26 protein-coding genes are annotated in these 26,204 nt (G+C 62.0%); 22 read left to right on the forward strand and 4 right to left on the reverse strand.

Annotated elements, in window-relative coordinates; all coding sequences use genetic code 11:
- The first annotated feature begins 158 nt into the window (after positions 1-158).
- The 16 genes from fmt (at position 159) to tpiA (ending at position 16,082) form a co-directional block, all read left to right on the forward strand.
- Positions 159-1,082: a methionyl-tRNA formyltransferase gene (gene fmt, locus BDB13_RS17685; protein ID WP_094272785.1), complete on the forward strand. Its 924-nt coding sequence runs from the start codon at positions 159-161 to the stop codon at positions 1,080-1,082.
- Positions 1,079-2,521 (forward strand): RsmB/NOP family class I SAM-dependent RNA methyltransferase, encoded by a 1,443-nt coding sequence (locus BDB13_RS17690; protein WP_094272786.1) that lies wholly within the window; start codon positions 1,079-1,081, stop codon positions 2,519-2,521. Before fmt ends, BDB13_RS17690 begins: the two co-directional genes overlap by 4 nt.
- Before the next feature lie 87 nt (positions 2,522-2,608).
- Positions 2,609-2,956 carry an MmcQ/YjbR family DNA-binding protein gene (locus BDB13_RS17695; protein WP_094274991.1) on the forward strand — a complete coding sequence of 116 codons (348 nt, stop codon included), beginning with the start codon at positions 2,609-2,611 and terminating at the stop codon, positions 2,954-2,956.
- Positions 2,957-3,019: 63 nt separating this feature from the next.
- Positions 3,020-3,703, forward strand: a complete 684-nt coding sequence (gene rpe, locus BDB13_RS17700) for a ribulose-phosphate 3-epimerase (protein WP_094274992.1) — start codon at positions 3,020-3,022, stop codon at positions 3,701-3,703.
- A gap of 5 nt (positions 3,704-3,708) precedes the next feature.
- Positions 3,709-4,761 (forward strand): bifunctional diaminohydroxyphosphoribosylaminopyrimidine deaminase/5-amino-6-(5-phosphoribosylamino)uracil reductase RibD, encoded by a 1,053-nt coding sequence (gene ribD, locus BDB13_RS17705; RefSeq protein WP_094272787.1) that lies wholly within the window; start codon positions 3,709-3,711, stop codon positions 4,759-4,761.
- A 6-nt stretch (positions 4,762-4,767) separates the two neighbouring features.
- The gene (locus tag BDB13_RS17710) at positions 4,768-5,376 is read left to right on the forward strand and encodes a riboflavin synthase (RefSeq protein WP_094272788.1); all 609 of its coding nucleotides are present in this window, start codon (positions 4,768-4,770) and stop codon (positions 5,374-5,376) included.
- A gap of 111 nt (positions 5,377-5,487) precedes the next feature.
- On the forward strand, positions 5,488-6,750 hold the full coding sequence (locus BDB13_RS17715) for a bifunctional 3,4-dihydroxy-2-butanone-4-phosphate synthase/GTP cyclohydrolase II (RefSeq protein WP_094272789.1): 1,263 nt from the start codon (positions 5,488-5,490) through the stop codon (positions 6,748-6,750).
- The gene (ribH, locus tag BDB13_RS17720; RefSeq protein ID WP_094272790.1) at positions 6,747-7,244 is read left to right on the forward strand and encodes a 6,7-dimethyl-8-ribityllumazine synthase; all 498 of its coding nucleotides are present in this window, start codon (positions 6,747-6,749) and stop codon (positions 7,242-7,244) included. The genes BDB13_RS17715 and ribH overlap by 4 nt, the downstream gene beginning before the upstream one ends.
- Positions 7,241-7,708 (forward strand): PH domain-containing protein, encoded by a 468-nt coding sequence (locus BDB13_RS17725; RefSeq protein WP_094274993.1) that lies wholly within the window; start codon positions 7,241-7,243, stop codon positions 7,706-7,708. The genes ribH and BDB13_RS17725 overlap by 4 nt, the downstream gene beginning before the upstream one ends.
- Before the next feature lie 76 nt (positions 7,709-7,784).
- A complete protein-coding gene (gene uvrC, locus BDB13_RS17730) occupies positions 7,785-9,947 on the forward strand; it encodes an excinuclease ABC subunit UvrC (RefSeq protein ID WP_254922857.1) in 2,163 nt (720 codons plus the stop codon).
- A complete protein-coding gene (rapZ, locus tag BDB13_RS17735; RefSeq protein ID WP_176459606.1) occupies positions 9,944-10,843 on the forward strand; it encodes an RNase adapter RapZ in 900 nt (299 codons plus the stop codon). The genes uvrC and rapZ overlap by 4 nt, the downstream gene beginning before the upstream one ends.
- Positions 10,840-11,895: a gluconeogenesis factor YvcK family protein gene (locus BDB13_RS17740; protein WP_094272791.1), complete on the forward strand. Its 1,056-nt coding sequence runs from the start codon at positions 10,840-10,842 to the stop codon at positions 11,893-11,895. The genes rapZ and BDB13_RS17740 overlap by 4 nt, the downstream gene beginning before the upstream one ends.
- Entirely contained in the window at positions 11,886-12,869 is a 984-nt protein-coding gene (whiA, locus tag BDB13_RS17745) for a DNA-binding protein WhiA (protein WP_094272792.1), read from the forward strand. Before BDB13_RS17740 ends, whiA begins: the two co-directional genes overlap by 10 nt.
- 169 nt (positions 12,870-13,038) lie before the next feature.
- On the forward strand, positions 13,039-14,058 hold the full coding sequence (gene gap / locus BDB13_RS17750; protein WP_094272793.1) for a type I glyceraldehyde-3-phosphate dehydrogenase: 1,020 nt from the start codon (positions 13,039-13,041) through the stop codon (positions 14,056-14,058).
- 17 nt (positions 14,059-14,075) lie between these two features.
- Positions 14,076-15,287: a phosphoglycerate kinase gene (locus BDB13_RS17755; protein ID WP_094272794.1), complete on the forward strand. Its 1,212-nt coding sequence runs from the start codon at positions 14,076-14,078 to the stop codon at positions 15,285-15,287.
- A 6-nt stretch (positions 15,288-15,293) separates the two neighbouring features.
- Positions 15,294-16,082, forward strand: a complete 789-nt coding sequence (gene tpiA, locus BDB13_RS17760) for a triose-phosphate isomerase (RefSeq protein ID WP_094272795.1) — start codon at positions 15,294-15,296, stop codon at positions 16,080-16,082.
- Positions 16,083-16,191: 109 nt separating this feature from the next.
- Here the strand turns inward: tpiA and BDB13_RS17765 are convergent, their stop codons facing one another.
- A complete protein-coding gene (locus tag BDB13_RS17765) occupies positions 16,192-16,983 on the reverse strand; it encodes a tyrosine-protein phosphatase (RefSeq protein ID WP_094272796.1) in 792 nt (263 codons plus the stop codon).
- Between the two features lie 223 nt (positions 16,984-17,206).
- On the opposite strand from BDB13_RS17765, the gene secG reads away from it, so the two are divergent.
- The 5 genes from secG to BDB13_RS32135 all read left to right on the forward strand — a co-directional run bounded on the left by secG (position 17,207) and on the right by BDB13_RS32135 (position 22,855).
- The gene (gene secG, locus BDB13_RS17770) at positions 17,207-17,440 is read left to right on the forward strand and encodes a preprotein translocase subunit SecG (RefSeq protein WP_094272797.1); all 234 of its coding nucleotides are present in this window, start codon (positions 17,207-17,209) and stop codon (positions 17,438-17,440) included.
- A gap of 77 nt (positions 17,441-17,517) precedes the next feature.
- The gene (gene ppc, locus BDB13_RS17775) at positions 17,518-20,307 is read left to right on the forward strand and encodes a phosphoenolpyruvate carboxylase (protein ID WP_094272798.1); all 2,790 of its coding nucleotides are present in this window, start codon (positions 17,518-17,520) and stop codon (positions 20,305-20,307) included.
- A 331-nt stretch (positions 20,308-20,638) separates the two neighbouring features.
- Positions 20,639-21,952 carry a PucR family transcriptional regulator gene (locus tag BDB13_RS17780; RefSeq protein ID WP_094272799.1) on the forward strand — a complete coding sequence of 438 codons (1,314 nt, stop codon included), beginning with the start codon at positions 20,639-20,641 and terminating at the stop codon, positions 21,950-21,952.
- A gap of 349 nt (positions 21,953-22,301) precedes the next feature.
- Positions 22,302-22,445: a hypothetical protein gene (locus BDB13_RS32130; protein WP_169634476.1), complete on the forward strand. Its 144-nt coding sequence runs from the start codon at positions 22,302-22,304 to the stop codon at positions 22,443-22,445.
- A 242-nt stretch (positions 22,446-22,687) separates the two neighbouring features.
- Positions 22,688-22,855 carry a hypothetical protein gene (locus BDB13_RS32135; RefSeq protein WP_169634475.1) on the forward strand — a complete coding sequence of 56 codons (168 nt, stop codon included), beginning with the start codon at positions 22,688-22,690 and terminating at the stop codon, positions 22,853-22,855.
- 117 nt (positions 22,856-22,972) lie between these two features.
- On the opposite strand, the gene BDB13_RS17785 is transcribed toward BDB13_RS32135, so the two are convergent.
- From BDB13_RS17785 to BDB13_RS17795, 3 genes are all read right to left on the reverse strand, one after another.
- Positions 22,973-23,632 (reverse strand): TetR/AcrR family transcriptional regulator, encoded by a 660-nt coding sequence (locus BDB13_RS17785; RefSeq protein WP_094272800.1) that lies wholly within the window; start codon positions 23,630-23,632, stop codon positions 22,973-22,975.
- A 1-nt stretch (position 23,633) separates the two neighbouring features.
- A complete protein-coding gene (locus tag BDB13_RS17790; RefSeq protein WP_217902133.1) occupies positions 23,634-25,136 on the reverse strand; it encodes an MFS transporter in 1,503 nt (500 codons plus the stop codon).
- Between the two features lie 139 nt (positions 25,137-25,275).
- Entirely contained in the window at positions 25,276-25,635 is a 360-nt protein-coding gene (locus BDB13_RS17795; protein WP_094272801.1) for an Rv2640c family ArsR-like transcriptional regulator, read from the reverse strand.
- Positions 25,636-25,728: 93 nt separating this feature from the next.
- Between BDB13_RS17795 and BDB13_RS17800 the strand changes: the two genes are divergently transcribed.
- Positions 25,729-26,202 carry an ArsI/CadI family heavy metal resistance metalloenzyme gene (locus BDB13_RS17800; RefSeq protein WP_094274996.1) on the forward strand — a complete coding sequence of 158 codons (474 nt, stop codon included), beginning with the start codon at positions 25,729-25,731 and terminating at the stop codon, positions 26,200-26,202.
- Positions 26,203-26,204 lie beyond the last annotated feature (2 nt).

Genomic DNA, 26,204 nt, shown 5'->3' on the forward strand with positions numbered 1-26,204 from the left:
ATGTGCCGCGCGGTACAAACCGGCGGCAGCACTCCTTAGACTGACAGTTCCATCCACACAAACATTCGGGAGCGCTTTCGTGAGTTGCAGTCCACCACGTTCGATAGGCCAGCGGGCTGATCACAGTCTGACCAGCCCTGAGAATCGGGAGGGCTGACATGCGCGTCGTCTTCGCCGGAACCCCGGAACCTGCCGTTCCCTCACTGCGTCGACTCATCGAGTCGGCCAACCATGAGGTTGTTGCCGTAGTGACGCGTCCCGACGCCGTCGCCGGTCGTGGCCGTAAGGTCACCCGTTCGCCCATCGGACTGCTTGCCGACGAATACGGAATCCCCGTCTTGACGCCGGCAAAGGCGTCCGACCCCGAATTTGCGGCTGAACTCAAGAGTTTCGAACCGGATTGCGCACCTGTCGTGGCGTACGGAAACCTGCTGCCACAGAGCATTCTCGACATACCGAAATTCGGCTGGGTCAACCTGCACTTCTCACTGCTTCCCGCCTGGCGCGGCGCCGCGCCGGTGCAGGCAGCGATCAGTGCCGGCGACGAAGTGACCGGCGCGAGCGCGTTTCGCCTCGAAGCCGGTATGGATACCGGCCCGGTCTACGGAGTGATGACGGAACGTATCCGCGACACCGACACTGCGGGCGATCTGCTCGGGCGTCTGGCCGCAGGCGGAGCTGGCCTGCTCGAATCCGTGCTGGACGCTATCGAAGCCGGTGAGATCAACGCGGTTCCGCAATCCGTCGACGGCGTTTCCTACGCTCCGAAGGTAACTGTCGACGCGGCTCGCGTGCGCTGGAACTTTCCCGCCCTGACGGTGGACCGCCACATTCGGGCTGTCACGCCGGCTCCCGGTGCCTGGACGATGATCGGCGACCTCCGGGTCAAAGTCGGACCCGTCACGGTAACGGACGAGGTGTTGGACGTCGGCGAGATCGCAGTGCGCAAGGATGGTCTTTACATCGGTACCGCGACGACTGCGGTACGACTCGGGCAGATACAGCCCCCGGGCAAGAAATTGATGTCGGCAGGGGACTGGGCACGCGGTGCCCGACTCGACGCGGAGGTAAAGGCAGCATGACCGAATCACGACGACCAGCACGGCAGACGCAAGGCCCGGGCGGCAAGCGCAACGGGTCCCGGAACAACAAGCCCAAGCAGGTGGAGCGGCCCGATCCGACGGCTGGTCTCGACAAGCCGCGTTTGGCAGCACTCGACGTCCTGCGCGCAGTTCGCGAGCGCGACGCCTACGCCAACCTCGTTCTGCCAGGCCTCTTGCGTGACCGCAAGCTGGACTCGCGCGACGCTGCCCTGGCCACGGAATTGGCCTATGGCGCAGCCCGCGCTCAGGGCCTTCTCGACGCCGTGATCGTGCATGCGTCCGGGCGGCCCGTCGAGGAAATCGACGGCAACCTCCTCGATGTGCTTCGTCTGGGCTCGTACCAATTGCTGCGTACCCGCGTCGCCCCGCATGCCGCTGTAGCGACGTCCGTTGATCTCGCGCGGGCCGAATCAGGCCAGGGCCGAGCAGGATTCGTCAATGCTGTTCTGCGCCGCGTGTCCGAGCGTACGCAGGACGAGTGGGTGGAACTGCTGGCGCCGAAGGACCCGATCGGGCACCTCGCCTTCGAGCACGCGCACCCGATGTGGATCGCGCAGGTCTTCGCTGATTCGCTCGGCGCGGCCGCCGGCGAGCTCGAAGACGTACTGATCGCGGACGACGCTCGTCCGGCTGTGCACCTCGTTGCGCGTCCCGGTGAGATCTCGGCCGAAGAACTCGCACTGGTCACCGGCGGCGAGATCGGCGCCTATTCGCCGTACGCCGTCCACCTCGACGGGGGCGACCCCGGACAGCTCGACGCAGTCCGTCAGGGACTGGCCGGCGTGCAGGACGAAGGCAGTCAGTTGGTCGCCCGCGCTCTCACGCTCGCCCCGCTCGAAGGTGACGACGCCGGCCGCTGGCTCGACCTCTGTGCCGGCCCCGGCGGCAAGGCGGCACTCCTCGGTGCCCTTGCCGGTATCGAAGGCGGACGCCTCGACGCCGTTGAGCCCGTTCCGCACCGCGCTGAGCTGATCCGCAAGACCACGCGCGAGCTTCCCGTCGACGTGCACGTTGCCGACGGCCGTGAATCGGGACTCGAGCCCGGATACGACCGCATCCTCGTCGACGCACCCTGCACCGGACTGGGCGCACTGCGTCGTCGCCCGGAATCGCGGTGGCGTCGTCAGCCGTCGGACGTGGCTCCGCTGGCGAAGCTGCAGCGCGAATTGCTCGCAGCGGCAATCGAATTGGTTCGTCCCGGTGGCGTGGTGCTGTACTCCACCTGCTCGCCGCACCTGACGGAGACCCTCGCAGTGGTCGCTGATGCCGTACGACGCCACGGCGTTGTCGAACTCGACACCAAGGAACTGGTTCCCGGAGTTCCGAACGTCGGCGACAACAATTCTGTTCAGCTGTGGCCGCACCGCCACGGTACGGACGCGATGTTCATGGCGGCGTTGCGCAAGCCGCTGGCCTAGCTCGTTGTGCGCCTTTATCAACCGCCCGCGGGTGATAAAGGCGCACAACGGTTTGCTTCCCGGCACAAGAGTCGTATGGTTCTCTCCATGGTTACGTGGGAACAGGTTGCTGTACTGGGGTCGAAGCTTCCTTGTGTGGAGGAATCGACCGCGTACAACACCCCGGCACTCAAGGTGGCAGGCAAGACTTTTGTTCGCCTGCGCGCCGAAGCCGAAGGCGCATTGGTTGTGATGTGTGGTCTGGACGAAAAAGAGGCGTTACTGGCCAGTGGTCAAGCGCCGTTTTTCACTACCGACCACTATCACGGCCACGGTTCGATCCTGGTTCATCTCGAACTGATCGACGAGGTTCAGCTGGCGGAAATGCTCGAGGACGCGTGGCGAATCAAGGCTCCGAGCAAGGTCCGCAAGCTTCGCACAGCAGTCAATCACTGACAGTCGTCTCCGCCGCCGACGTGCATGCACAGTGGGCGCGGCATCACCGCTAAACTCGGGCACGTGGCTTCCCCGATGATCGCACCGTCCATTCTGTCCGCAGATTTTGCTCGCCTAGCCGATGAAGCGGCCGCTGTTGCCGGCTCCGACTGGCTTCACGTCGACGTGATGGACGCGCACTTTGTTCCGAACCTGACGCTGGGTCTCCCCGTCGTCGAGAGCCTGCTCAAGGCGACGGATATTCCGCTCGACTGCCACCTCATGATCGACAACCCGGAGCGCTGGGCGCCGCCGTACGCCGAGGCCGGCGCGTACAACGTCACGTTCCACGCCGAAGCTACCGACGATCCGCGTTCGGTCGCTCGCGATATCCGCGCCGCCGGCGCCAAGGCCGGATTGAGCATCAAGCCCGGCACCCCGATCGACCCGTACCTCGAAATCCTCAAGGACTTCGACACACTCCTGATCATGAGCGTCGAGCCCGGTTTCGGCGGACAGTCCTTCATGCCGCAGGTACTCGACAAGGCGCGGACAATCCGCAAGCTCGTCGATTCCGGTGAGCTCAAGTTGCTCGTCGAGATCGACGGTGGCATCAACGCGTCGACCATTGAGCAGGCAGCCGAAGCGGGCATCGACTGCTTCGTCGCCGGTTCCGCTGTGTACGGCGCCAGCGATCCGGGTGAGGCTGTGCGCAAGCTCCGCGCACAGGCAGCGTTGGCGTCGCACCATCTGACCCTGTCGGTCTGACGAATATGGCAAAAAGCGCTCCGGCATCGAGTGCTGACCTCGACGCCGCGATGCAGATCGCGCTGGCCGCAGCTGATTCCGCGCGCGGATTCACCAGCCCCAATCCGCCGGTAGGTGCTGTGATTCTGGCGGCGGACGGGACTATTGCGGGCGTCGGAATGACGCAGCCGCCCGGCGGTCCGCATGCCGAAATCGTGGCCTTGACGGAAGCCGGTACTGCCGCGCGCGGTGGTACCGCCGTTGTCACCCTCGAACCTTGCAACCATCAGGGGCGGACCGGGCCCTGCTCGCAGGCGTTGATCGACGCCGGTATCTCAGCCGTGGTCTATGCCGTCGGCGATCCCAATCCTGAAGCGTCCGGCGGTGCTGCGACGCTGATGCGAGCGGGAATCTCCGTCACGTCAGGATTGCGTGAGGCCGAGGTCGAAGCCGGCCCGCTGCGGGCGTGGCTGCACAAACAGCGCACCGGGCGTCCGCACATCACCTGGAAGTACGCGGCCAGTCTCGACGGTCGCAGCGCGGCGCAGGACGGGACCAGCCAGTGGATCACCGGTCCGGCGGCACGCGCCCGGGTGCATGCGCAGCGCGCCCAGATCGATGCCATTATCGTCGGCACCGGCACAGTTTTTGCGGACGATCCGTGGTTGACGGCGCGTCAACCGAACGGAGAGTTGGCTGCCCACCAGCCGGTGCGAGTTGTTGTGGGTAAACGTGAAATCCCTTCGACAGCAGCCGTTCTCGACGATACGGCGCCCACTCTGGTGCTCAACACCGACAACATCGACGAGGTTGTCGAAGCGCTCGGCGAGTACACGGACGTATTGCTCGAAGGTGGCCCGCGCCTGGCCGGCGCTTTCCTCGCGGCCGGCTATGTCGACGTCATCGAGGCGTACATCGCACCGATCCTGCTGGGCGCCGGAGCTTCGGCACTGGTCGACGCCGGGGTGCACACCATTGCCGACGCGCGCCGGTTCCGTTTGGAGTCCGCGGTAACGATCGGTCCCGATATTTTGTTGAGTCTGGTTCCGGAGAGTTCTGCTCCGGGGAACGAGGAGTAGAAAAGCGTGTTCACTGGAATTGTGGAAGAGCTCGGCGAAGTTGTCGCAAAGGAAGACTTGGTGGATTCCGCACGCTTCACGGTGCGTGGACCATTGGTGACTTCCGATGCGGGTCACGGTGATTCGATCGCAGTCAACGGTGTGTGCCTGACCGTTGTGGACGTCCTGGCGGACGGTTCCTTCACTGCCGACGTGATGCAAGAGACGTTGAACCGCTCGAGTCTGTCGAAGCTGGGTGTCGGTAGTCGCGTCAACCTCGAACGCGCGGCAGCCTTGAACAGTCGTCTCGGCGGGCACCTCGTGCAGGGCCATGTCGACGGTACGGGTCACGTCATTTCGCGTTCGCCTTCCGAGAACTGGGAGATCGTGCGGATCTCGCTGCCCGACTCCATTTCGCGTTATGTGGTGGAGAAGGGTTCCATCACGGTTGACGGTGTTTCGCTCACCGTCTCGGCGTTGGGTGGCGACCGTGGTTTCGAGTACTTCGAGATCTCGCTGATCCCCACCACCTTGGAGTTGACGACGCTCGGCGCCGCGACGGTCGGTACGCCGGTCAACCTCGAGGTCGACGTGATCGCGAAGTACGTCGAACGGCTGCATGCTGCCGGTCGATAGGACCTCCCCTGATCGGACCCGTCCGATTGGTCGTAGGGTTGTGGTGCACCCGCTCGGGTGCACTCGTTGTATTCGATGATGTGAAAAGTCAAGACTTTGGAGTGCGAGCACGTGACAAGGTTCGACAGTATCGAGCGCGCAGTAGCTGATATCGCTGCAGGTAAAGCTGTTGTCGTTGTGGACGACGAGGATCGCGAGAACGAGGGCGACCTCATCTTCGCCGCCGAGAAAGCCACCCCGGAACTGGTGGCGTTCATGGTTCGCTACACGTCCGGTTACCTGTGTGTTCCGCTGGACGGCGAGGATTGCGACCGTCTGGGCCTGCCCCCGATGTACGCCACCAACCAGGACAAGCACGGCACCGCCTACACGGTGACCGTCGACGCTCGCGAAGGCATCGGTACCGGCATCTCGGCGTCCGATCGCGCAGCGACCATGCGTCTTCTGGCTGATCCGGAGTCCGGTGCCAACGATTTCACTCGTCCCGGACACGTCGTTCCGCTTCGCGCCAAGGAAGGCGGAGTTCTCCGTCGCCCCGGGCACACCGAAGCTGCTGTCGACCTGGCCCGCATGGCCAACCTCCGCCCCGCCGGCGTCATCTGCGAAATCGTCAGCCAGAAGGACGAAGGCGCGATGGCTCAGACAGACGAGCTGCGAGTTTTCGCCGACGAGCACAACCTGGCGCTCATCTCGATTGCCGACCTCATTGCCTGGCGTCGTAAGCACGAGAAGCACGTCGTCCGGATTGCCCAGGCTCGCATTCCTACGCGTCACGGTGAATTCACCGCTGTCGGGTACACCAGCATTTACGACGAGGTCGAGCACGTTGCGTTGGTGCGCGGCGATCTCGCGGGCCCCGACGGCGACGGCAGCGATGTACTGGTCCGCGTGCACTCCGAGTGCCTGACCGGCGACGTCTTCGGTTCACTGCGCTGCGATTGCGGTCCTCAGCTCGACGCTGCTCTGGACATGGTGGCGCAGGAAGGCCGCGGCGTCGTTCTGTACATGCGTGGCCACGAGGGCCGCGGGATCGGTCTGATGCACAAGCTGCAGGCGTACCAGTTGCAGGACGCCGGATCCGACACCGTCGACGCCAACCTCGAACTCGGTCTACCGGCCGACTCTCGTGACTACGGTATCGGCGCGCAGATCCTCGTCGACCTGGGCATTTCTTCGATGCGTCTGCTCACCAACAACCCGGCCAAGCGCGTCGGCCTGGACGGCTACGGACTTCAGATCACGGACCGTGTGCCGATGCCGTTGCGTGCAAATGCGGAGAACCTCACGTACTTGCGTACAAAGCGTGACCGGATGGGCCACGATCTGATCGGTCTCGACGAGTACGAGGCGAGCCAGAAGGACGGTGCGGTGTGAGCGGCGAAGGACAGCCGACGCTCGCCATCTCGGAGGCAAAGGACCTCAAGCTGGCAATTGTCGCCGGCCAGTGGCATCCGACCATCTCCGAGGCTTTGATCGCTGGTGCTCAGCGGGTGGCGGCCGAGGCTCAGATCAAGGACGTGACTCTGGTTCGTGTTGCCGGCGCCATCGAATTGCCCGTCGTCGCACAGGCTTTGGCGCGGACGCACGACGCCGTTGTTGCGTTGGGTGTTGTTATTCGCGGCGGCACACCGCACTTCGAATACGTCTGTGACGCCGTTACCGCCGGTTTGACGCGAGTATCGCTCGACGAGAGCACTCCCGTCGGCAACGGAGTTCTGACCACCGATACCGAACAGCAAGCCCTTGATAGGTCCGGTTTGCCCGGTAGTGTCGAAGACAAGGGTGCGCAGGCTTGCGCCGCCGCTCTCGACACAGCAGTCACACTGCGCCATCTACGACAGCCATGGACCGAGGATTCGTTTCGATGAGTACACCTGACGACAACTGGGAACTTGTCGCAAAGTCGCACAAGTCGGCGCGGTACGCGATCGGAGTCGCAGTTCTCCTGGTCATCGTTCACGTCGGCCTCGCATTGTCGTTGCACCATGGAGAGACCGGCGTGTACTTCCGTGCCGCCGATCAGATCGCGATGGCCACCATCGGATGCGCGCTGGCCGGCGGAGTGTTGTTGCTCACCAGACCGCGTGTGCGAGTAGGCAAGCGGGGCGTCGCGGTGCGCAACATTCTGGGCGAGAAGATTATCGACTGGGATCTGTTCGAAGGATTGTCCTTCCCCGACGGCGCAGCGTGGGCTCGCGTCGAATTGCCCGACGACGAGTACATGCCGGTGATGGCGATTCAGTCCAACGACGGTGAGCGCGCCGTCGACGCAGTGGTGAAGTTTCGCGACATCGCTGAGCGCTACGCGCCCGCTGCGAACAGGAACAACTGACGTACGACACGGCCGATTCGGGGCACACATCAGTGTGGTTTCCGAATCGGTCGGTGGCGACGGCTAACGTGGAACTGTGCCGGATCCTTCGACTTACCGCCCCGCTACCGGAACTATTCCGGCGGCTCCTGGAGTGTACAAATTTCGTGATCCGCATGGTCGGGTCATCTATGTGGGCAAGGCCAAGAGTCTTCGCTCGCGTCTGAACTCGTACTTCGCGGACGTCACCACACTTCATCCTCGGACCCGGCAGATGGTGACCACCGCCGGCAGCGTCGAGTGGACGGTTGTCAGTACCGAAGTCGAAGCGCTGCAACTCGAATACAACTGGATCAAGGAATTCGATCCGCGGTTCAACGTCCGTTATCGGGACGACAAAACGTATCCGGTTCTGGCCGTCACTCTCAATGAAGAGTTCCCGCGGTTGTTCGTCTACCGGGGTCCGCGGCGCAAAGGTGTTCGGTATTTCGGCCCGTATTCACACGCCTGGGCGATCCGGGAAACACTGGACCTGCTGCTGCGCGTCTTTCCGGCCCGGACGTGTTCCACTGGAGTGTTCAAGCGTCACAACCAGATCGGCCGTCCCTGCTTGCTCGGATACATCGACAAATGCTCGGCGCCGTGCGTCGGACGGGTCAGTCCCGAGGAACACCGTCAGATCGTCGAGGACTTCTGCGATTTTCTGGCCGGCCGCACCGACAAGTTGGTCCGAGACCTCGAGAAGAAGATGCAGCAGGCATCCGAGGAACTCGATTTCGAGACTGCAGCACGCTTGCGTGACGATATCGGGGCTTTGCGTAAGGCACTCGAGAAGCAGGCTGTGGTGCTCGGCGACGGAACCGACGCCGACCTGGTCGCGTTTGCGACCGACGACCTCGAGGCTGCGGTTCAGGTATTCCATGTGCGTGGCGGACGTGTGCGTGGTCAACGCGGCTGGGTCGTGGAGAAGGCCGGCGACGCTATCGACTGGGCGGCGCTCGATGCCGAGTCCGACCTCCCGATCCTGGTGGAGCAGTTCCTGACCCAGTTCTACGGCGAGCAGGCTGCACTCGAACCCGGTTCTGATCCCGATATCCGGCTCAGTGCGGTACCCAAAGAGGTACTCGTCCCGGTTCTTCCACCCAACGCCGCCGAGCTTCAGGCGTGGCTCAGCGGGCTGCGAGGTTCGCAAGTGCAATTGCGGGTTCCGCAGCGCGGCGACAAGAAGGATCTTGCCGAGACCGTGCAGCGCAACGCGAAAGAGGCTCTGGCGCAACATAAACTCAAGCGTGCGGGCGACTTCACGTCCCGTTCGGCAGCGTTGCAGGGAATCCAGGAAGCCCTCGATCTGGATTCTGCGCCCCTGCGAATCGAGTGTGTCGACATCAGCCACGTGCAGGGAACTGATGTGGTCGCCTCGCTCGTCGTCTTCGAAGACGGCCTGCCGCGCAAATCCGACTACCGGCACTACGCGATTCGTGAAGCTGCCGGCGACGGTCATTCCGACGACGTCGCCAGCATCGCCGAGATCACGCGTCGACGCTTCCTGCGGCACAACCGGGACCTGGGGATTTTGGCGAACTCCGCCGCCGGTATGGACGCTGACGGCGGCGATCTTGCGCCCGAAGCGGCACTCGACCCACAAACCGGCCGGCCACGGCGATTCGCCTATCCACCCAACCTTTTTGTCGTTGACGGCGGCTCACCTCAGGTGAATGCAGCTTCGGCGGTCCTCGAGGAACTCGGCGTCACGGACGTCGCAGTTGTCGGACTGGCAAAACGTCTCGAAGAAGTCTGGGTACCGGGCGAGGAAGATCCGGTGATCTTGCCGCGCACCAGTGAATCGCTGTATCTGCTGCAGCGGATCCGCGACGAAGCGCACCGCTTTGCCATCACCTTCCACCGGAGCAAGCGTTCACGGCGGATGACGGCGTCGGTGCTCGACGCTGTGAAAGGGCTGGGGGAGACGCGGCGTACGGCCTTGGTGACACACTTCGGATCAGTCGCGAATCTGAAGACGGCCACCGTCGAGCAGATCATGGAGGTCCCGGGCATCGGCGCGACCACGGCACGCGCGGTCCTCGACGCATTGGGCTCAGATTCCACACCGGCAGACTTGGAAGCCGTCGCACAGTCCGGCTCGGTAGGGGATGATAAACAGGCCGTAGAGTTCGTAATGTCGGATCAGTCGGTCCGGCACGTACCGGATTCTGCGTCGAGCGAATCATCCAGGCCGACGACGGGGCAGAGTGCCGAGTGATCACAGACAGCGCAAACGACAGTCGGACCATGGACGTTCTTCTGGTGACCGGGCTTTCGGGCGCCGGGCTCAGTACGGCGGCCAAGGTACTCGAGGATCTCGGCTGGTATGTCGCGGACAACCTGCCGCCGGAATTGATTTCGCGGATGGTCGGACTGAGTCTCACGTCCGATCCGCCGGTTGATCGCCTCGCGGTCGTACTCGACGTGCGTAGCCGACTTTTCACCGGAGATCTGGGCTCGGTTCTCACCCAGTTGGAAGCCGAACCGATTCACACTCGCGTCCTGTATCTGGAGGCGTCGGACGACGTCTTGATCCGGAGGTTCGAGCACGTCCGTCGTAGTCATCCACTGCAGAACGAGAGCAGCGACGGCACCCTGTCCGAGGGCATTGCTGCGGAGCGTCGGCAGTTGGCAGTGGTCAAGGCTGCTGCTGATCTGGTGATCGATACGTCATCGCTCAAAGCACATCAGTTGCGGCAGAAGATCGAGACGGCTTTCGGTAACGCCGGCAATCGAACCATGCAGGTCACGGTTGAGTCGTTCGGGTTCAAATACGGCTTACCGGTCGATGTGAATCTGGTGTGCGACGTTCGTTTTCTGCCGAATCCGCATTGGATTCCGGAACTTCGTGATCACACGGGCCAAGATGCCGACGTCCGCGACTACGTCCTCTCACAGGACGGCGCCGAGGACTACCTCGATACCTACTTGCATCTCCTCGAGCTGACGATTGCCGGATATCGTCGAGAAGGAAAGCGCTACATGACAATTGCTGTGGGTTGCACCGGTGGAAAGCACCGAAGTGTGGCTATGACCGAAGCTCTTGCCCGCAAGTTGGGGCGTGAAGACGACCTCGCGGTCAGCATCGTGCACCGAGATCTGGGCCGCGAATGACCGAATCGACACAGCAGAATCCTCGGCAGCCTGCGGTCGTCGCCCTCGGCGGCGGGCATGGATTGTTTGCGACGCTTCAAGCTGTCCGGAGGCTTACGTCCGATGTGACGGCCGTGGTCACCGTCGCCGACGACGGCGGATCCTCGGGCCGATTACGGGCCGAGTTGGGTGTGATTCCGCCGGGTGATCTCCGGATGGCGCTCGCAGCGTTGGCTGCCGACGAACCCGAGGTCAGAGACTGGACTCGTACCATTCAGCACCGCTTCGGCGGTGTCGGCGCGCTTGCCGGTCACTCGGTGGGCAATTTGATCCTCGCTGGTCTGACCGAGGTGCTCGGGGATCCTGTCCTCGCTCTCGACGAGATGGCGAGGCTGTTGCGTGTGCGCGGGCGCGTACTTCCGATGTCGCCGATCGCGCTCGAGATCGAAGCCGACGTCCAAGGTTTGGAAGAGGATCCACGCGTCAGCCGGTGTATTCGTGGTCAGGTGGCCGTCGCGACCACTCCGGGCAAAGTGCGACGCGTGCGCCTGTTGCCGGCGAGTCCGCCTGCCAGCCCCGACGCTGTCGCCGCGATCGGGAAAGCTGACCTGGTGGTGCTGGGTCCGGGTTCGTGGTTCTCGAGTGTCATTCCGCACGTGCTTGTCCCCGAACTGGTGGAAGCTCTCGCGACTACCTCAGCGCGGAAAGTGCTCGTTCTCAACCTCGCGCCGGAACCGGGGGAGACTGCCGGATTCTCCGCAGAGCGTCACCTGCACGTACTCTCCCAGCATGTGCCCGATTTCCGGGTCGACTACGTAGTTGTCGATTCTGCATCGGTTCCGGCGGGCCGCGAGCGTGAACATTTGGCTCGCGCAGCCAATCAATTCCACGCCGAGGTCGTTTACGCCGAAGTCGCAGACCCCGCAGCCGGGGCAGCGCACGTACACGATCCGGTGCGGCTCGCGGAGGTCCTGGCCGAACTGGCCGGGCGCGCAGGCACACTCGACTCCCTGAACGGGGAGTCCACAGACCATTCAGCAGCAGAACAGAGGGAGAACACTTCGTGGCAATGACAGCGGAGGTCAAGGACGAACTGAGCCGGTTAGTGGTGACTCAGGTCAGCTGCCGCAAGGCTGAGGTCTCCGCACTGCTCCGATTTGCCGGTGGGCTCCACATTGTCGGTGGGCGGGTCGTCGTGGAGGCGGAGGTCGATCTGGGTTCCACTGCGCGTCGGCTTCGCCGTGAGATTTTCGACTTGTTCACCTACAGCGCTGAAGTTCACGTACTCAGCGCCGGCGGCCTGCGGAAGTCTGCCCGCTACATCGTGCGCGTCGCCAAGGAAGGAGAGGCGCTCGCACGTCAGACAGGACTCCTCGATCTGCGGGGACGGCCCGTACGCGGACTGCCCGCCCAGGTGGTGGGCGGAAGTGTCGGCGACGCCGAAGCAGCGTGGCGCGGTGCGTTCCTCGCTCACGGTTCCCTGACCGAACCCGGCCGTTCGTCGGCGCTCGAGGTCAGTTGCCCCGGCCCCGAAGCCGCACTTGCCCTGGTCGGTGCAGCTCGTCGCCTCGGAATCTCCGCGAAGGCCCGCGAAGTGCGCGGAACCGATCGCGTCGTCATCCGTGACGGCGAGGCTATCGGCGACCTCCTCACGCGAATGGGCGCTCAGGACACCCGACTCGTGTGGGAAGAGCGTCGGATGCGCCGCGAGGTGCGTGCCACAGCTAATCGCCTTGCGAACTTCGACGACGCAAATCTGCGACGCTCCGCCCGAGCTGCAGTAGCTGCTGCCGCGCGCGTCGAGCGGGCCCTGGAAATCCTCGGTGCGGATGTTCCCGATCATCTGGCCGCTGCGGGCGCTCTGCGCGTCGAACATCGGCAGGCTTCACTCGAAGAGTTGGGTCAGCTGGCAGACCCGCCGATGACGAAGGATGCCGTCGCCGGACGGATCCGCAGGTTGCTGTCGATGGCCGACAGAAAAGCCAAGGAGACGGGTATCCCCGATACCGAATCCGCGGTCAATTCGGACTTGCTCGAAGAGGGCTGACCAGCCCGTCACCTGCCCCTCTTCAGGGTGGGCTGCGCGCGCTCGAGGCGCGCGCATTAGGGTAAGAGACACATCGACCGATGAACCCCACGTCCGTGTCGTGCACACACGAGCTCGGATCATGCGTGGGTCAAGTTGCACACCAGAATCATCCTCTAAGGAGCGAATTGTGACTGTCCGGGTTGGCGTTAACGGTTTCGGCCGTATCGGACGTAACTTCTTCAGGGCGGTGGATGCACAGAAGGCGCTGGGCACCACTGATATCGAGATCGTCGCGGTCAATGACCTCACCGACAACGCGACTCTCGCTCACCTGCTCAAGTACGACTCGATCCTCGGCCGTTTGCCGTACGACGTTTCGCTCGACGGCGACGACACCATTGTCGTCGGCGATCAGCGCATCAAGGCACTCGCGCACCGCGGCCCCTTGAACGAGCTTCCCTGGGGCGAGCTGGGCGTCGACGTCGTCGTCGAGTCCACCGGCATCTTCACCGACGCTGCCAAGGCCAAGGGACACCTCGAAGCCGGCGCGAAGAAGGTCATCATCTCGGCTCCGGCCAAGGGTGAAGACATCACCATCGTGATGGGCGTCAACGACGACAAGTACGACGGCAGCCAGAACATCATCTCCAACGCGTCGTGCACCACCAACTGCCTCGGCCCCATCGCCAAGGTTCTCGATGACGAGTTCGGCATCGTCAAGGGTCTGATGACCACGATCCACGCGTACACGCAGGATCAGAACCTCCAGGATGCTCCGCACAGCGACCTCCGTCGCGCCCGCGCAGCTGCCCTGAACATCGTCCCCACCGGCACCGGTGCAGCCAAGGCAATCGGCCTGGTTCTCCCGCAGCTCCTGGGCAAGCTCGACGGCTACGCACTGCGCGTGCCGATCCCTACGGGTTCGGTCACCGACCTCACCGCACAGCTGCGCAAGCCGGCTACCGCCGACGAGATCAACGCCGCGATGAAGGCTGCAGCCGAGGGTCCCCTCAAGGGCATCCTCAAGTACACGGATGCTCCGATCGTCTCCTCGGACATCGTCACCGACCCGCATTCGTCGATCTTCGACTCGGGTCTGACGAAGGTCATCGACGACCAGGTCAAGATCGTTTCCTGGTACGACAACGAGTGGGGCTACTCCAACCGTCTGGCCGACCTCATCGGCCTCGTCGCCAAGTCACTCTGAGCGGAGTTTCGATAACAGTGGCAGTTCAGACGCTGAAGGATCTGCTGGACGCTGGGGTCGAGGGGCGCACCGTACTGGTGCGTTCCGACCTCAATGTCCCGTTGGATGGCGGAGAAATCACGGATCCGGGTCGCATCGTTGCATCCGCTCCCACCCTGCGGGCACTTGCCGAGGCCGGCGCGAAGGTCATCGTGACCGCGCACCTCGGACGTCCCGACGGTCAGCCCGATCCCAAGTTCTCGCTCGCACCCGTCGCCGCCAAGCTGGCCGAGATCCTCGGTCGCAACGTGCAGCTTGCCGGTGACGTTGTGGGACAGGACGCTTTGGCTCGTTCGGAGGGACTCACCGACGGTGACGTTCTGATGCTCGAGAACATTCGTTTCGATCCGCGTGAGACCAGCAAGGACGAGGCCGAGCGAGTCAAGCTCGCCAAGGCTTTGGTCGAGTTGGTCGGCGACGACGGCGCATTCGTGTCCGACGGCTTCGGTGTTGTTCACCGCAAGCAGGCTTCGGTCTTCGACGTCGCGAAGCTGCTTCCGCACTACGCGGGCTACCTGGTGGGTGCCGAGGTCGAGGTACTGGCCAAGCTCACTCAGGAAGCGGAGCGTCCGTACGCGGTCGTTCTGGGCGGATCCAAGGTTTCGGACAAGCTCGCTGTCATCGAGGCGCTCGCGCCCAAGGTCGACACTCTGGTGATCGGCGGCGGAATGTTCTACACGTTCCTCGCGGCTCAGGGTCTGTCCGTGGGCAATTCGCTGTGCGAAGAATCCATGATCGACACCTGCAAGGATCTCCTGGACCGGTACGCGGACGTCATCCACATCCCTCAGGATGTTGTTGTCGCAGACTCCTTCTCGGCTGATGCCGAGTCGAAGGTCGTGCCGTTCAACGAGATTCCCGACGGTTGGATGGGCCTCGATATCGGACCCGAGTCGGTCAAGCGCTTCGCGGCGATCCTGACCGGAGCCAAGACGGTGTTCTGGAACGGTCCGATGGGCGTGTTCGAGTTCCCGAAGTTCGAGGCCGGCACCCGTGGTGTCGCCGAGGCCATCGTGGAAGCAACCAGCAAGGGTGCGTTCAGTGTTGTCGGCGGCGGCGATTCAGCTGCGGCCGTTCGTCAGCTCGGCATCCCGGACGAAGGCTTCTCGCACATTTCCACCGGCGGCGGCGCTTCCCTCGAATACCTCGAGGGCAAAGAGCTTCCCGGCATCGCAGTACTGGAAGGCTGATCCGACATGGCACGTAAGCCGTTGATCGCCGGCAACTGGAAGATGAATCTGAATCACCTCGAGGCTATCGCCCTGGTGCAGAAGATCGCTTTTGCCTTGCCTGCAAAGTATTTCGACAAGGTCGACGTGACGGTTATCCCGCCGTTCACCGACATCCGTAGCATCCAGACGCTGGTCGACGGTGACAAGCTTCTGCTCACCTACGGAGCACAGGATGTCTCGGCGCAGGACAGCGGCGCATTCACCGGCGAGATCAGCGGTTCCATGCTGGCCAAGCTCGGATGCACTTACGTCGTCGTCGGGCACTCGGAGCGCCGCACCCTGCATGGTGAGACCAACGAGTTGGTCCTCGCCAAGGCAAAGGCTGCGCTCAAGAACGGCATCACGCCGATCGTGTGCATCGGTGAAGGCCTCGAGATCCGCGAAGCCGGCGATCACGTCGCTTACAACGTGGAACAGCTCAAGGGTTCTTTGGCAGGTTTGAGCGCGGAGGAGATCTCCAAGATCGTCATCGCGTACGAGCCTGTCTGGGCCATCGGCACGGGTCGTGTCGCTTCGGCTGCGGACGCTCAGGAAGTGTGCGCGGCTGTTCGTGCAACGCTCGTCGAGCTTGCCGACGCCGAGGTCGCTGCCGGCGTCCGCGTCTTGTACGGCGGTAGCGTCAGCTCCAAGAACGTCGGAGAGATTGTCGGCCAAGCCGACGTCGACGGCGCTCTTGTCGGCGGTGCTTCGCTCAAGGCGGACGAGTTTGCCACGCTGTCTGCAATTGCAGCCGGTGGGCCACTGCCTAGCTGAGACACTGCCTAGCTGAGAATTCTCTAGCTAGCTGATTGTCAAAGACTGTGGGCGCGTAACCATTTCGGTTACGCGCCCACAGTCGTTTGTATGCTCGGTCTTTGTATGCTCAGCCGATGAGCTTGGCCTCGAGGGCTTCGATGGTGTCGGCGGTGAGCCCCAGTCCGGAGTGCAGGTAATTCTCGATCGACGAGTAATCCGCTTCGACCTGCTCGAATGCGGCGCCCAGGTAGCTCTCGTCGACAGTGAGCATGACGCGAACCACATCTGCCCGTCCCATCACGGCTGTCTTTGCGATGCGTTCTGCCGTTGCCTCGACATAAGCGCCGGAGTAGGTGTTGGTCAGGAGGTAGTCGTCGAAGATGGTTTCGCGCGGCACACCGGCGAGCGTTTGCAGCAGTGCCGACGCCCATCCGGTGCGATCCTTCCCGGCCGTGCAATGGAAGAGCTGAGGCCCCGGAGTTGTTGCGAGAGCGGTCAATAACTGTCCGAACCCTGCCCGGGTGACGTTGTCTGTGATGAAACTTCGATTAAGGAGCCGCATGAAATCCTGTGCGGCATCGATGGTTCGGATGGACATCGCGGAGTCTTGAATTGTTCCCGGCAGGATCGGAATATTGGTGTAGGTTGCGGCGGACGGCACGGTATCCGGGGTTTCGGTGACCTCCGCTTCGGAGCGTACGTCGTAGATTGCGGTCAATCCCAGTGACTCGACGACAGCCAGGTCCGCCGGCGTCGGTGTGATGACGTTGGCCCGGTAGAAAACGCCACGCCGCATGGTGCTTCCGGTCTCTGTCGAATACCCATGTCCGGCGACGTCACGGAAGTTGTGGATGGATTCGAGGCGAGGGGTGCTGTTGCCGCTCGCGGTTGCCGTCGGGGTGGTGGTGTTGGGGAGCATCAAAACAAGCCTTTCGGAGGTAATATCGCGTCAACTCGAAACTAGCGGGCGATAAGCTTCGCGATGTGTTCGGTACCACCGAACGAGATTTTCGAACGTGACGTGGGTGCGCTCACAGTGTGGAAACATGCCCGAGACGGGTATGTGGTCGGGTTAGCTGCGTGCGCCTGTATGGTGTTATCGGTTGTAGTTGTCCCTATTGGATTGGTGGACGTAGACAGACATGAAACTGTTCTTGGATATCCTGCTGGTCGTCACCAGCTTGCTCCTTATTCTGCTGGTGCTGCTGCATCGCGCTAAGGGTGGCGGTTTGTCGAGCCTGTTCGGTGGCGGTGTCCAATCCAGCCTGTCCGGATCGACTGTTGTCGAGAAGAACCTTGATCGGTTGACGGTCTTCACCGCCCTGATCTGGCTCATTTCGATCATCGGAATCGGCCTGGAGATCAAGTTCGCCTGATCTCTTTTCCGCATCACGTTTTTGCCGCAGAACCCCGCCATCGAGCGGGGTTCTGTGTTTCGGCCGATAATTGAACAATGACCGAATTTTCCGCCCAGCGCCCAGACCATCCGCGTGAAACACCACGTGAAGCCACTGAGCCACTGCGCGAGGACATTCGGCTTCTCGGGGGAATTCTGGGGAAAATTGTTCGGGAACAAGCCGGTGATGCCGTCTTCGATCTTGTCGAGCGTGCCCGGGTGGAATCGTTCCGGGTTCGTCGTAGCGAAATTGACCGCGCAGAATTGGTATCGCTGTTCGCAGGAATCAGCACCGATGATGCAATCCCGGTCATTCGAGCGTTCAGCCACTTCGCGTTGCTCGCCAATCTCGCCGAGGACATCCACCGTGAGCGTCGCCGCGCTATTCATATCAACGCCGGTGAACCTCCGCGTGACAGCACTCTTGCCGCCACCTACACAAAGCTCGACGGTGCAGATATCGATTCGGCGACCGTCGAGAACGCCTTGCGAGGGGCGCTGGTGTCGCCAGTCATCACTGCTCATCCGACGGAGACCAGGCGCCGGACGGTGTTCGAGACCCAGTCCCGCATTACGGAGCTGATGCGGTTTCGTGAACGCACTGCCCTGAGCGTCGACGAAACCGCGGACGTTGATCTGGATTTGCGTCGCCAGATCCTCACACTGTGGCAAACCGCGCTGATTCGCCTCTCACGCCTGCGTATTCAGGATGAAATCGAAGTGGGCTTGCGCTACTACGACGCGGCACTGTTCGAGGTCATTCCCAAGATCAATGCCGAAGTGCGCAAAGCACTTCGAGGTCGCTGGCCCGACGCAGATCTGTTGCGTGAACCGATACTGCGTCCCGGTTCCTGGATCGGCGGCGACCGCGACGGTAATCCGTATGTGACGGGCGAGATTGTTCACCGCGCTACCACTCGGGCTGCGGCCACCGCGATCGAGCACCACCTGGCTGAACTCGAGCATCTCGAACGTGAACTGTCGATGTCGGCTCGGTTGGTTTCGGTGACACCGGAACTGGATCTCCTTGCCTCGAAGTCGGGTGACGATTCTGCCTTCCGCGCTGATGAGCCCTACCGCCGTGCAATTCGTGGTATCCGGGGACGGCTCAGCGCCACCGGCATTTCCGTGCTGGGGGAGTTGCCGGACCATGGGTCCGACGACGGACTCGACGCGTACACCGAACCTGCGCAACTGCAACGCGACCTTTCGATCATCGATACGTCGCTGCGCCGCAACGGTGATGCGACCATCGCCGATGATCGACTCGAACGTCTACGAGAAGCCGTGGAGGTGTTCGGGTTTCACCTCTCCGGATTGGATATGCGTCAGAACTCCGACGTTCACGAAAGTGTCGTAGCGGAACTGCTCGCGTGGTCGGGGGTTCATCCGGACTACACGTCGCTCTCTGAACCGGAGCGTGTGGAACTTCTGTCCACCGAGCTCACCACGAGACGACCGCTCACTTCTCCGGACGCGGAGTTCTCTGAACTGACCACCAAGGAATTGGCGATCATGGCTGCCGGCGCCAACGCGGTGAGAGTTCTGGGAGCCGGCGCGGTTCCCAACTACATCATCAGCATGTGCACCTCCGTCAGCGACATGCTCGAGGCTGCGGTCCTGCTCAAAGAGGTGGGCGTGCTCGACCCCGGCGTCGGAGGCGCCCCGTCCTGTCCCATCGGCATCGTTCCGCTGTTCGAGACGATCGAGGACTTGCAAGGCGGCGCCGCGACTTTGTTGGCCACGCTCGATATTCCCATCTACCGAGCCATCGTCACGTCACGGGGTGAGAGTCAGGAAGTGATGCTCGGATATTCCGACTCGAACAAGGACGGCGGATATCTCGCTGCCAATTGGGCGTTGTACCGCGCTGAACTCGATTTGGTCGAGGCCGCCCGGAAGAGTGGAATCCGGTTGCGCCTCTTCCACGGCCGCGGTGGAACCGTCGGCCGCGGCGGTGGACCAAGCTACGAGGCGATTCTCGCTCAGCCTCCCGGGGCTGTTGCCGGTTCGCTGCGCATTACCGAGCAGGGCGAGGTGATTGCAGCCAAGTACGCGGAACCTCGATTGGCGCATCGCAACCTCGAAACGCTGATCGCTGCCACTCTCGAATCAACCCTGCTTGATGTCGAAGGACTCGGCAGCGACGCGGACGCCGCCTATGCGGTCCTCGACGAACTGGCGGCCTTGGCTCGTACCGCGTACAGCGAATTAGTCCACGACACACCGGGATTTGTTCAGTACTTCGAGGCGTCGACGCCGGTCGCCGAAATCGGCGCCCTCAATATCGGAAGCCGGCCGGCTTCACGTAAGCAGACCAAGGCGATCTCCGACCTGCGTGCGATTCCGTGGGTGCTGTCCTGGAGCCAGTCACGCGTCATGCTCCCCGGCTGGTACGGCACGGGTGCGGCTTTCGAACGATGGATCGACGGCGATCCGAATCGCCTGGCGACGCTCACTCGTTTGTACGAGCAGTGGCCGTTCTTCCGCACTGTGCTGTCCAACATGGCGATGGTGATGTCGAAATCCGATCTGGGACTAGCTGCTCGATACGCCGAGTTGGTTCCCGACGTCGAACTGCGTGAACGGGTTTTCGGAATGATCACCGAGGAGCACGAGCGCACCATTCGTATGTACAAGTCGATTACTGGGTACGACGACCTGTTTGCCGACAATTCTGGTCTCGAACGTTCGGTTCACAACCGCTTCCCGTATCTGGAACCGCTCAATCACCTGCAGGTGGAGTTGATCAGACGCTACCGATCTGGTGATGAGGGTGACCAGGTCCGGCGCGGTATTCAGTTGACGATGAACGGTTTGGCGACGGCGCTGCGAAACAGCGGGTAGGTGGGCGGTCGGGTGTTCATCCCGCCAACGATTGCCGGCGCAGAGGGACTCCGATACGACGGACAGCTTTGTCGATCCACCGGGTAATTTCACCGCTACTCCACCTGGATCCGGCGGGATAGTTCGTTCGATTACTCATTGGTCCATTTCACAGTTGGACATTCGTTCATGTGGTAGACATCACAACGCCTGGCGCAATCGGGCACGGCGGACGTTAGCGGCGAATGGGTCAACAAATTCGTTCATCGCAGCGGGTTCCGCACTCCGTAACGCGCCGAGCCGCTGGCCACCGAGCCACGCGACGTACCTGTCTAGAGGAGGCCCGCCCGCAATGTCCCCTGCTCTGCTGAACACCCCTGCGCTGCTGAACACCCCTGCGCTGCTGAACACCTCTGCGCTGCCGAACACCCCGGGGCCGCTCATGCTGGGGGGTAAACCCGCCTCCACAGCTGTTCGCGACTTCGCCCCGCTGGCGGCCCAACTTGTAAATCACTTCTCCCGCGAGAATCCGAAGTTCAAGTCCTTCCACATGGAATCCGTGCAGGAGGACCTGGTAGCGGTGACCGCGCAGGGTCTACAACTGGCGATCCGGCTCATGGACCACAAGAAACTACCGACCGACGACGACCTGGACAGCATTCACACTCTTACCGTCCGGCAGGCACGCAAAGGGGTCCCGCTCAGTGCCATTCTCGCCCTGACGGACGAGGGCGTTACCGCTTTCCGCAACCTCATCCTCAGCCGGGCGGAGGCCGAGGATTCCGCGAATCTCAAGGAGCTCAATCAACTCCTGTTCGCACTCGCGCAGCGCCTTCACTCGTTCGTGTCGGTTAGCTACCTGGCTGCGATGCCCACCGGTGTGGAGCTCGAGGAGTACTCGGCGGGCGCTCTCGTCAAGGCGATGCTGGAAGGAAATGATCCAACTCAGCTCGCGTTGCAGATGGGTATCGAGCTCACACCCAGCTATCTCGTACTGCGGCTTCTTGTGAGTTTGCCGCGGCCTCGGCCGGGGGCCAAGGACGGCGCGCACCACCGACTACAGGCCTACCGCGGTCTGGCGGCGGTACAAGCCAAGATCGCCGCCCACTTCGGGGCGACTCTGCTGGAGGCTCCCGCGCCGCAACGTGGTCTGGTGCTCATCGAGGGAACGCCCAATTGGGGATCGGTGTGTGCGGTGATCCGTCAGGCGAAGGACGAGATCGGGGTGGAGATCACGGCTATCGGCGAGAACGCGGCTCTAGAGGACATCGCAGCCGCCGAGGTCACCACCCGCGAGTTGGCGCACCTCGTCCGGCGCCTGAGGCTTCCGGCCCGTCCGTACCGGATGGAGGACCTTGCGCTGGAGTATCAGCTGACTCGGAACGGACCAGGCCGTGACAGCCTGATCAACCTACTCAAGCCGCTCGACAGCAACCCGGAGCTGCTGCAGACACTTTCGGTGCACCTGGCGAACGATCAGCACAGGCAGCGCACTGCGTCCGCGCTGGGACTGCACACAAACACCGTTGACAACCGCATCAAGCGCATCGCCCACCTGACCGGATTGGACCCGACTCTGCCCTCTGAGCTGCTCAAACTGCGGGCTGCAATGATCTCGCTGTCGTTTGCCAGCACCGATATGGACATTCGTCCAGCGAAATTGTGAAACCTCACATAACTCACTAGTAACTATCCACTTTTGGTGCTTCTGCCCCACTTTCCCGCCCGGAAACGGGCTATAAAAGTGTGGTGCGAATCACCGCGCAAACCGGTAACAATAAAGGGGATCTACATGAACAACGGCCAGTCAAACGCACTCCTCGGCGCCTTCCTCAACACCATCTTTCAGGTATTTAATGCTGGCAGCAGCAACACCGCCTCGGTAGACGGTGGCGGCGTAGCTTAAGTACTGCTCGCGGGGTCCTGTGCAGAATTCTTCGCACGGGACCCCGCTCCAGCCCCCCAACTTGGGGGGTGGCCGTACCACGGCCCCCGCTGAGACCAGGAGCAAACTTATGATTTCCTCACCAACCACAGGCGCATTGGCCGTCGTTATGAACACTGTCTTGCAGGTGTTCAACGCGGGCAGCAGCTTCCTGTACACCGATAATTCGGATCTCTTCGGCGGTGGCGGCACCACCACACCGCCCGCACCCTGATCGCTTCACCCGCTCGTATCACAACGCCGCGGCGCAGACAGGAATCAACGTGAACAACGGCACTCCATACCTCCAGGGAAGCCTGGCCATCGACTTTGGCTCTCTTTCCCGGGCGCTCGGCTTTGGCAACGGCTCAGTCGTGTCATTCGGCAGCGCCGGAAGTGTTCAATTCAGCAGTCTCGGCGGATCTTGACAATTACCGCCGTTCCACATTAATCGCGAAACAGAAAGCAGGTCACCCTGTGCCCACAATTCCGCTCACCGGCGACCCCGTTGTCATCAACATAATTGTCCAGCTCTTCAGTGCGGGCAGCAGTAACGCACTCGCTATGGGCGGCGTCGGCAGCAGCGGTCTCGGTAGCACCGGGCTCGGCAGCTTCGACTCAGCGAGCCTGGGCAGCGCTGTCTAGGAACACATTCGAAAAGGGCCTGAATCCGGTATTGCACCGGGCGCAGGCCCTTTCGTGATTCTGAAGGCTATTGTTCGCTCACCGAGCGAAATCCTTCAGGATCACATCAGCTGACGCCTACCGGTTGATCTTGCGTACCTGTGAGGCAGAGAGAGCCTTCACCTGCAATGGTGTCGCGAAGGGACCTTCGACCACCGGCCGCATTCCGGCGAACACGATCTCCAGGTGACGCCGCCAGGCTTCGGGTGCAACGGAATGCGATGTTTCACTGATCCCTCGCAATGCCCAGAACAACATGCTGATGTCGGTGGGAGTTACATCGCTTCGGATGCGGCCACACTGCTGGGCGCTAGCGAGAAGCTCGGCGGTGCGGGTGCGAAACTCTTCGAGGGCATCCGGTTCTGCATTCGAGTGATCCCATAACTGGGGCAGGCACGCCCACTGCACTGAATGGAGTTTGCCGGTCTCGAGCACCAGAGCTTCGAGGCCCGACCCGTCCTCGCGACCTGTCGCCTCGCGAGCCGCAGCAGCCAAAACCAGCCTCATCTCGCCGACCAATTCATCGATCAGAGCCTGCTTGCTGGGGAACCGTCGATACAACGTGCCGACGCCGACCCCGGCAACGCGGGCAACTTCTTCAACAGCTGCGTCGAGGCCGGATGCGAAGAACACCTGAGCCGCGGCGTCCAGGATTCGTCGACGGTTTTCTGCCGCGTCCCTGCGGAGCGGTTTATCGCTGCGGAGCGGTTTGTCGCTCGGAGTCTTCTGTGTCGCCATGTCAGTTCGAAATAGTAGCGGTGCTCGTCGCGTGCGCGAGTTGCGCGTCGTTCGGAATCACGATGGGCGTGTGCTTGTTCGGAATGAGTAGTGCCGCGGCGCCGCCGAGTGCGCTGGCGACGGCCAGGACGGCAAACCCTGTGGTGTAACCGGATTCAGCGGGAAGTCCGTCCGGTAGTAGGTGCGCGGTTACGACGCTGGCCATCATTGCTGAACCTATCGCTCCACCGATTGTGCGAATGTTGGCGTTAGTGCCGCTGGCCGACCCCGTCTGATGTGAGGGAACTGCATGCACGATGATGCCTGACATCGAGGAGAAGGCGAGGCCGAAACCGGTGCCCATCAGCAGCATCGACAGCACAACCTGCCAAATCTCCGAGTGTGCGAACGCCAGGATCAACAGCGACACAGTTGCAGCTCCAGAACCGGCGACCAGTACTGCCTTCGCTCCGACACGATGCGAGAGGGGACCGGAACCGATTCCTGCGAGAAGGAATGCCATGGACAGTGGCAACACGATCAAGCCGGATTCGGTGATCGATGAATTGAACCCGTAGCCGGCTTCGGGTGTTCCTTGGAGGAAGGCCGGTACGAATGCGAATATCGAATACATTGCGATGCCGATCAGCAAGGCCGCCAGGTTGGTCGTCCACACGGCGGGGATCCGCATCATTGCCATGTCGATCAACGGACTGGCACTGCGTAATTCATTCTTCATCCAGAGCACGGCCAGAATTGCGGCCAGCACGAGCAGGCCGAGAACTGGACTCGACGCCCAACCCCACTTGGGAGCCTCACTGATTGCGACGAGCAATGCAATTAACCAGGACGAAAGCAGAACGGCTGCAATCCAACTCACGCGTCCGGGAGTTCGTACGGGAGACTCGGGAATGATCAGGTGTGTCGCGATTGCGGCGACACCGATGGTGATAGCGGGAATCCAGAACAGCCAGTGCGCGTTGAGTGTATCGACGATCGGGCCGCCCAGAACCAGGCCCAGGCCGCCTCCGACGCCGATCAACGCAGAAATGACGCCCACCGCTCCGGTGACTTTGTCTCGTGGGAGTTCGTCGCGAATGATTCCGAACGCCAAGGGGATGACGCCGCCTGCGATTCCTTGAATTGCTCGGGCCACGATCATGAGGGTGATCGATGATGCCAATGCTCCCAGAATGGAACCGATACAGGCGATGATCAGTACTGCGGTCAGCACCTTTTTCTTGCCGATCATGTCACCGATGCGACCGAGGATGGGGGTGGCGACGGCTGCGGCGAGGAGGTACGCCGTCAGGATCCAGGTCACGGTATTTCGATCGGTGTGTAGGTCTTGCTGTAGCAGTGGCAGCACCGGTGCGACCAGTGACTGCAACAACGAATAGGCCGTAATCGCAAGCGCGAGTACCAGATAGATCAGCTGGTAGGGAACGGCTGCATACTTTTGTGGCGGCGACTCGTTCAGTGCACTGGTCCTTCCCCTAGAAGCGGAATTGAGATTCCGCTTCACGGAGATTAGCACGTTAAGCGGAATCTTCATTCCGGTACTTGTGGCAGTTGTCGCGTGCATCCGTGTGAATCGAGGATTGAGGAGGCGCGATGTGAATGCAGAAAGGTGCCGAAAGTAGGTTCGCAGTTAATGTTCCGAATCAGTTGCAGCAGTTGGGATCCAGAACGAGGCGGAGTGCTTCCAGGGCGTCGGGACGCGCTCGGTAGTAGACGTTCATTCCCCGTCGCTCGGCGAAGACCATGCCGGCCTTTTTCAGCTGACCCAAATGGTGACTGACTGTCGATTCGCTCAGGCCGACACTCTCGGCGAGGTCGCAGGTGCACACCTCGCCGTCGGAGTGTGTCAGCAATATTGACATCAGCTTGATGCGTATCGGGTCTGCGAGCGCCTTGAGTCGCACGGCCACCTGTAGTGCGGCGTCATCGGAGATCGGGCCGGCCGCGACGGGGGAGCAGCAGATCGGCGCGGTGGTGTCGATGACGGGCAGGGCCTTGGGCATGCGTCCATCATGCGCCACCTTCTTGACATACGTCAAAGAGGTGGCGCATGATTGTGAGGTAATTCGACATATGTCACACAGGTGGAGGTTTTCATGTCCCGCGTACAACTTGCCCTCAATGTCGACGACCTTGATCAGGCCGTCACGTTCTACTCGAAGCTCTTCAACACCCAGCCTACGAAACTGAAGCCGGGCTACGCGAACTTCGCGATCGCCGAGCCGCCGCTCAAACTCGTCCTCCTCGAGAACCCCGGAACGGGCGGGACCATTAACCATCTCGGCGTCGAGGTGGAATCCAGCGAAACTGTGCACAGCGAGATCGCCCGGCTGACGGATGAAGGCCTGTTCACCGACGAGGAAATTGGCACGACCTGCTGCTTCGCGACGCAGGACAAGGTGTGGGTCACAGGACCGGCAGGGGAAAAATGGGAGGTTTACACGGTCCTGGCTGACTCCGAGACCTTCGGTTCCAGTCCAGCACATCTCGACATCGTTGCTTCAGGTACCGCGTGCTGCGTCACCACCGAAGATGATGCACATGCTCCCACAGGCTCGGCCTGCTGCTGATC

The sequence above is a fragment of the Rhodococcus sp. OK302 genome, from assembly GCF_002245895.1.
GTDB lineage: Bacteria > Actinomycetota > Actinomycetes > Mycobacteriales > Mycobacteriaceae > Rhodococcus_F.

What these genes read in the sequence shown, in the direction of transcription:
- fmt (WP_094272785.1), top strand. Translation starts at nt 159, where the DNA reads ATGCGCGTCGTCTTCGCCGGAACCCCGGAACCTGCCGTTCCCTCACTG.
- BDB13_RS17690 (WP_094272786.1), top strand. Translation starts at nt 1,079, where the DNA reads ATGACCGAATCACGACGACCAGCACGGCAGACGCAAGGCCCGGGCGGC.
- BDB13_RS17695 (WP_094274991.1), top strand. Translation starts at nt 2,609, where the DNA reads ATGGTTACGTGGGAACAGGTTGCTGTACTGGGGTCGAAGCTTCCTTGT.
- ribD (WP_094272787.1), top strand. Translation starts at nt 3,709, where the DNA reads ATGGCAAAAAGCGCTCCGGCATCGAGTGCTGACCTCGACGCCGCGATG.
- BDB13_RS17725 (WP_094274993.1), top strand. Translation starts at nt 7,241, where the DNA reads ATGAGTACACCTGACGACAACTGGGAACTTGTCGCAAAGTCGCACAAG.
- BDB13_RS17740 (WP_094272791.1), top strand. Translation starts at nt 10,840, where the DNA reads ATGACCGAATCGACACAGCAGAATCCTCGGCAGCCTGCGGTCGTCGCC.
- tpiA (WP_094272795.1), top strand. Translation starts at nt 15,294, where the DNA reads ATGGCACGTAAGCCGTTGATCGCCGGCAACTGGAAGATGAATCTGAAT.
- BDB13_RS17765 (WP_094272796.1), bottom strand. Translation starts at nt 16,983, where the DNA reads ATGCTCCCCAACACCACCACCCCGACGGCAACCGCGAGCGGCAACAGC.
- secG (WP_094272797.1), top strand. Translation starts at nt 17,207, where the DNA reads ATGAAACTGTTCTTGGATATCCTGCTGGTCGTCACCAGCTTGCTCCTT.
- ppc (WP_094272798.1), top strand. Translation starts at nt 17,518, where the DNA reads ATGACCGAATTTTCCGCCCAGCGCCCAGACCATCCGCGTGAAACACCA.
- BDB13_RS17780 (WP_094272799.1), top strand. Translation starts at nt 20,639, where the DNA reads ATGTCCCCTGCTCTGCTGAACACCCCTGCGCTGCTGAACACCCCTGCG.
- BDB13_RS32130 (WP_169634476.1), top strand. Translation starts at nt 22,302, where the DNA reads ATGATTTCCTCACCAACCACAGGCGCATTGGCCGTCGTTATGAACACT.
- BDB13_RS17785 (WP_094272800.1), bottom strand. Translation starts at nt 23,632, where the DNA reads ATGGCGACACAGAAGACTCCGAGCGACAAACCGCTCCGCAGCGATAAA.
- BDB13_RS17795 (WP_094272801.1), bottom strand. Translation starts at nt 25,635, where the DNA reads ATGCCCAAGGCCCTGCCCGTCATCGACACCACCGCGCCGATCTGCTGC.
- BDB13_RS17800 (WP_094274996.1), top strand. Translation starts at nt 25,729, where the DNA reads ATGTCCCGCGTACAACTTGCCCTCAATGTCGACGACCTTGATCAGGCC.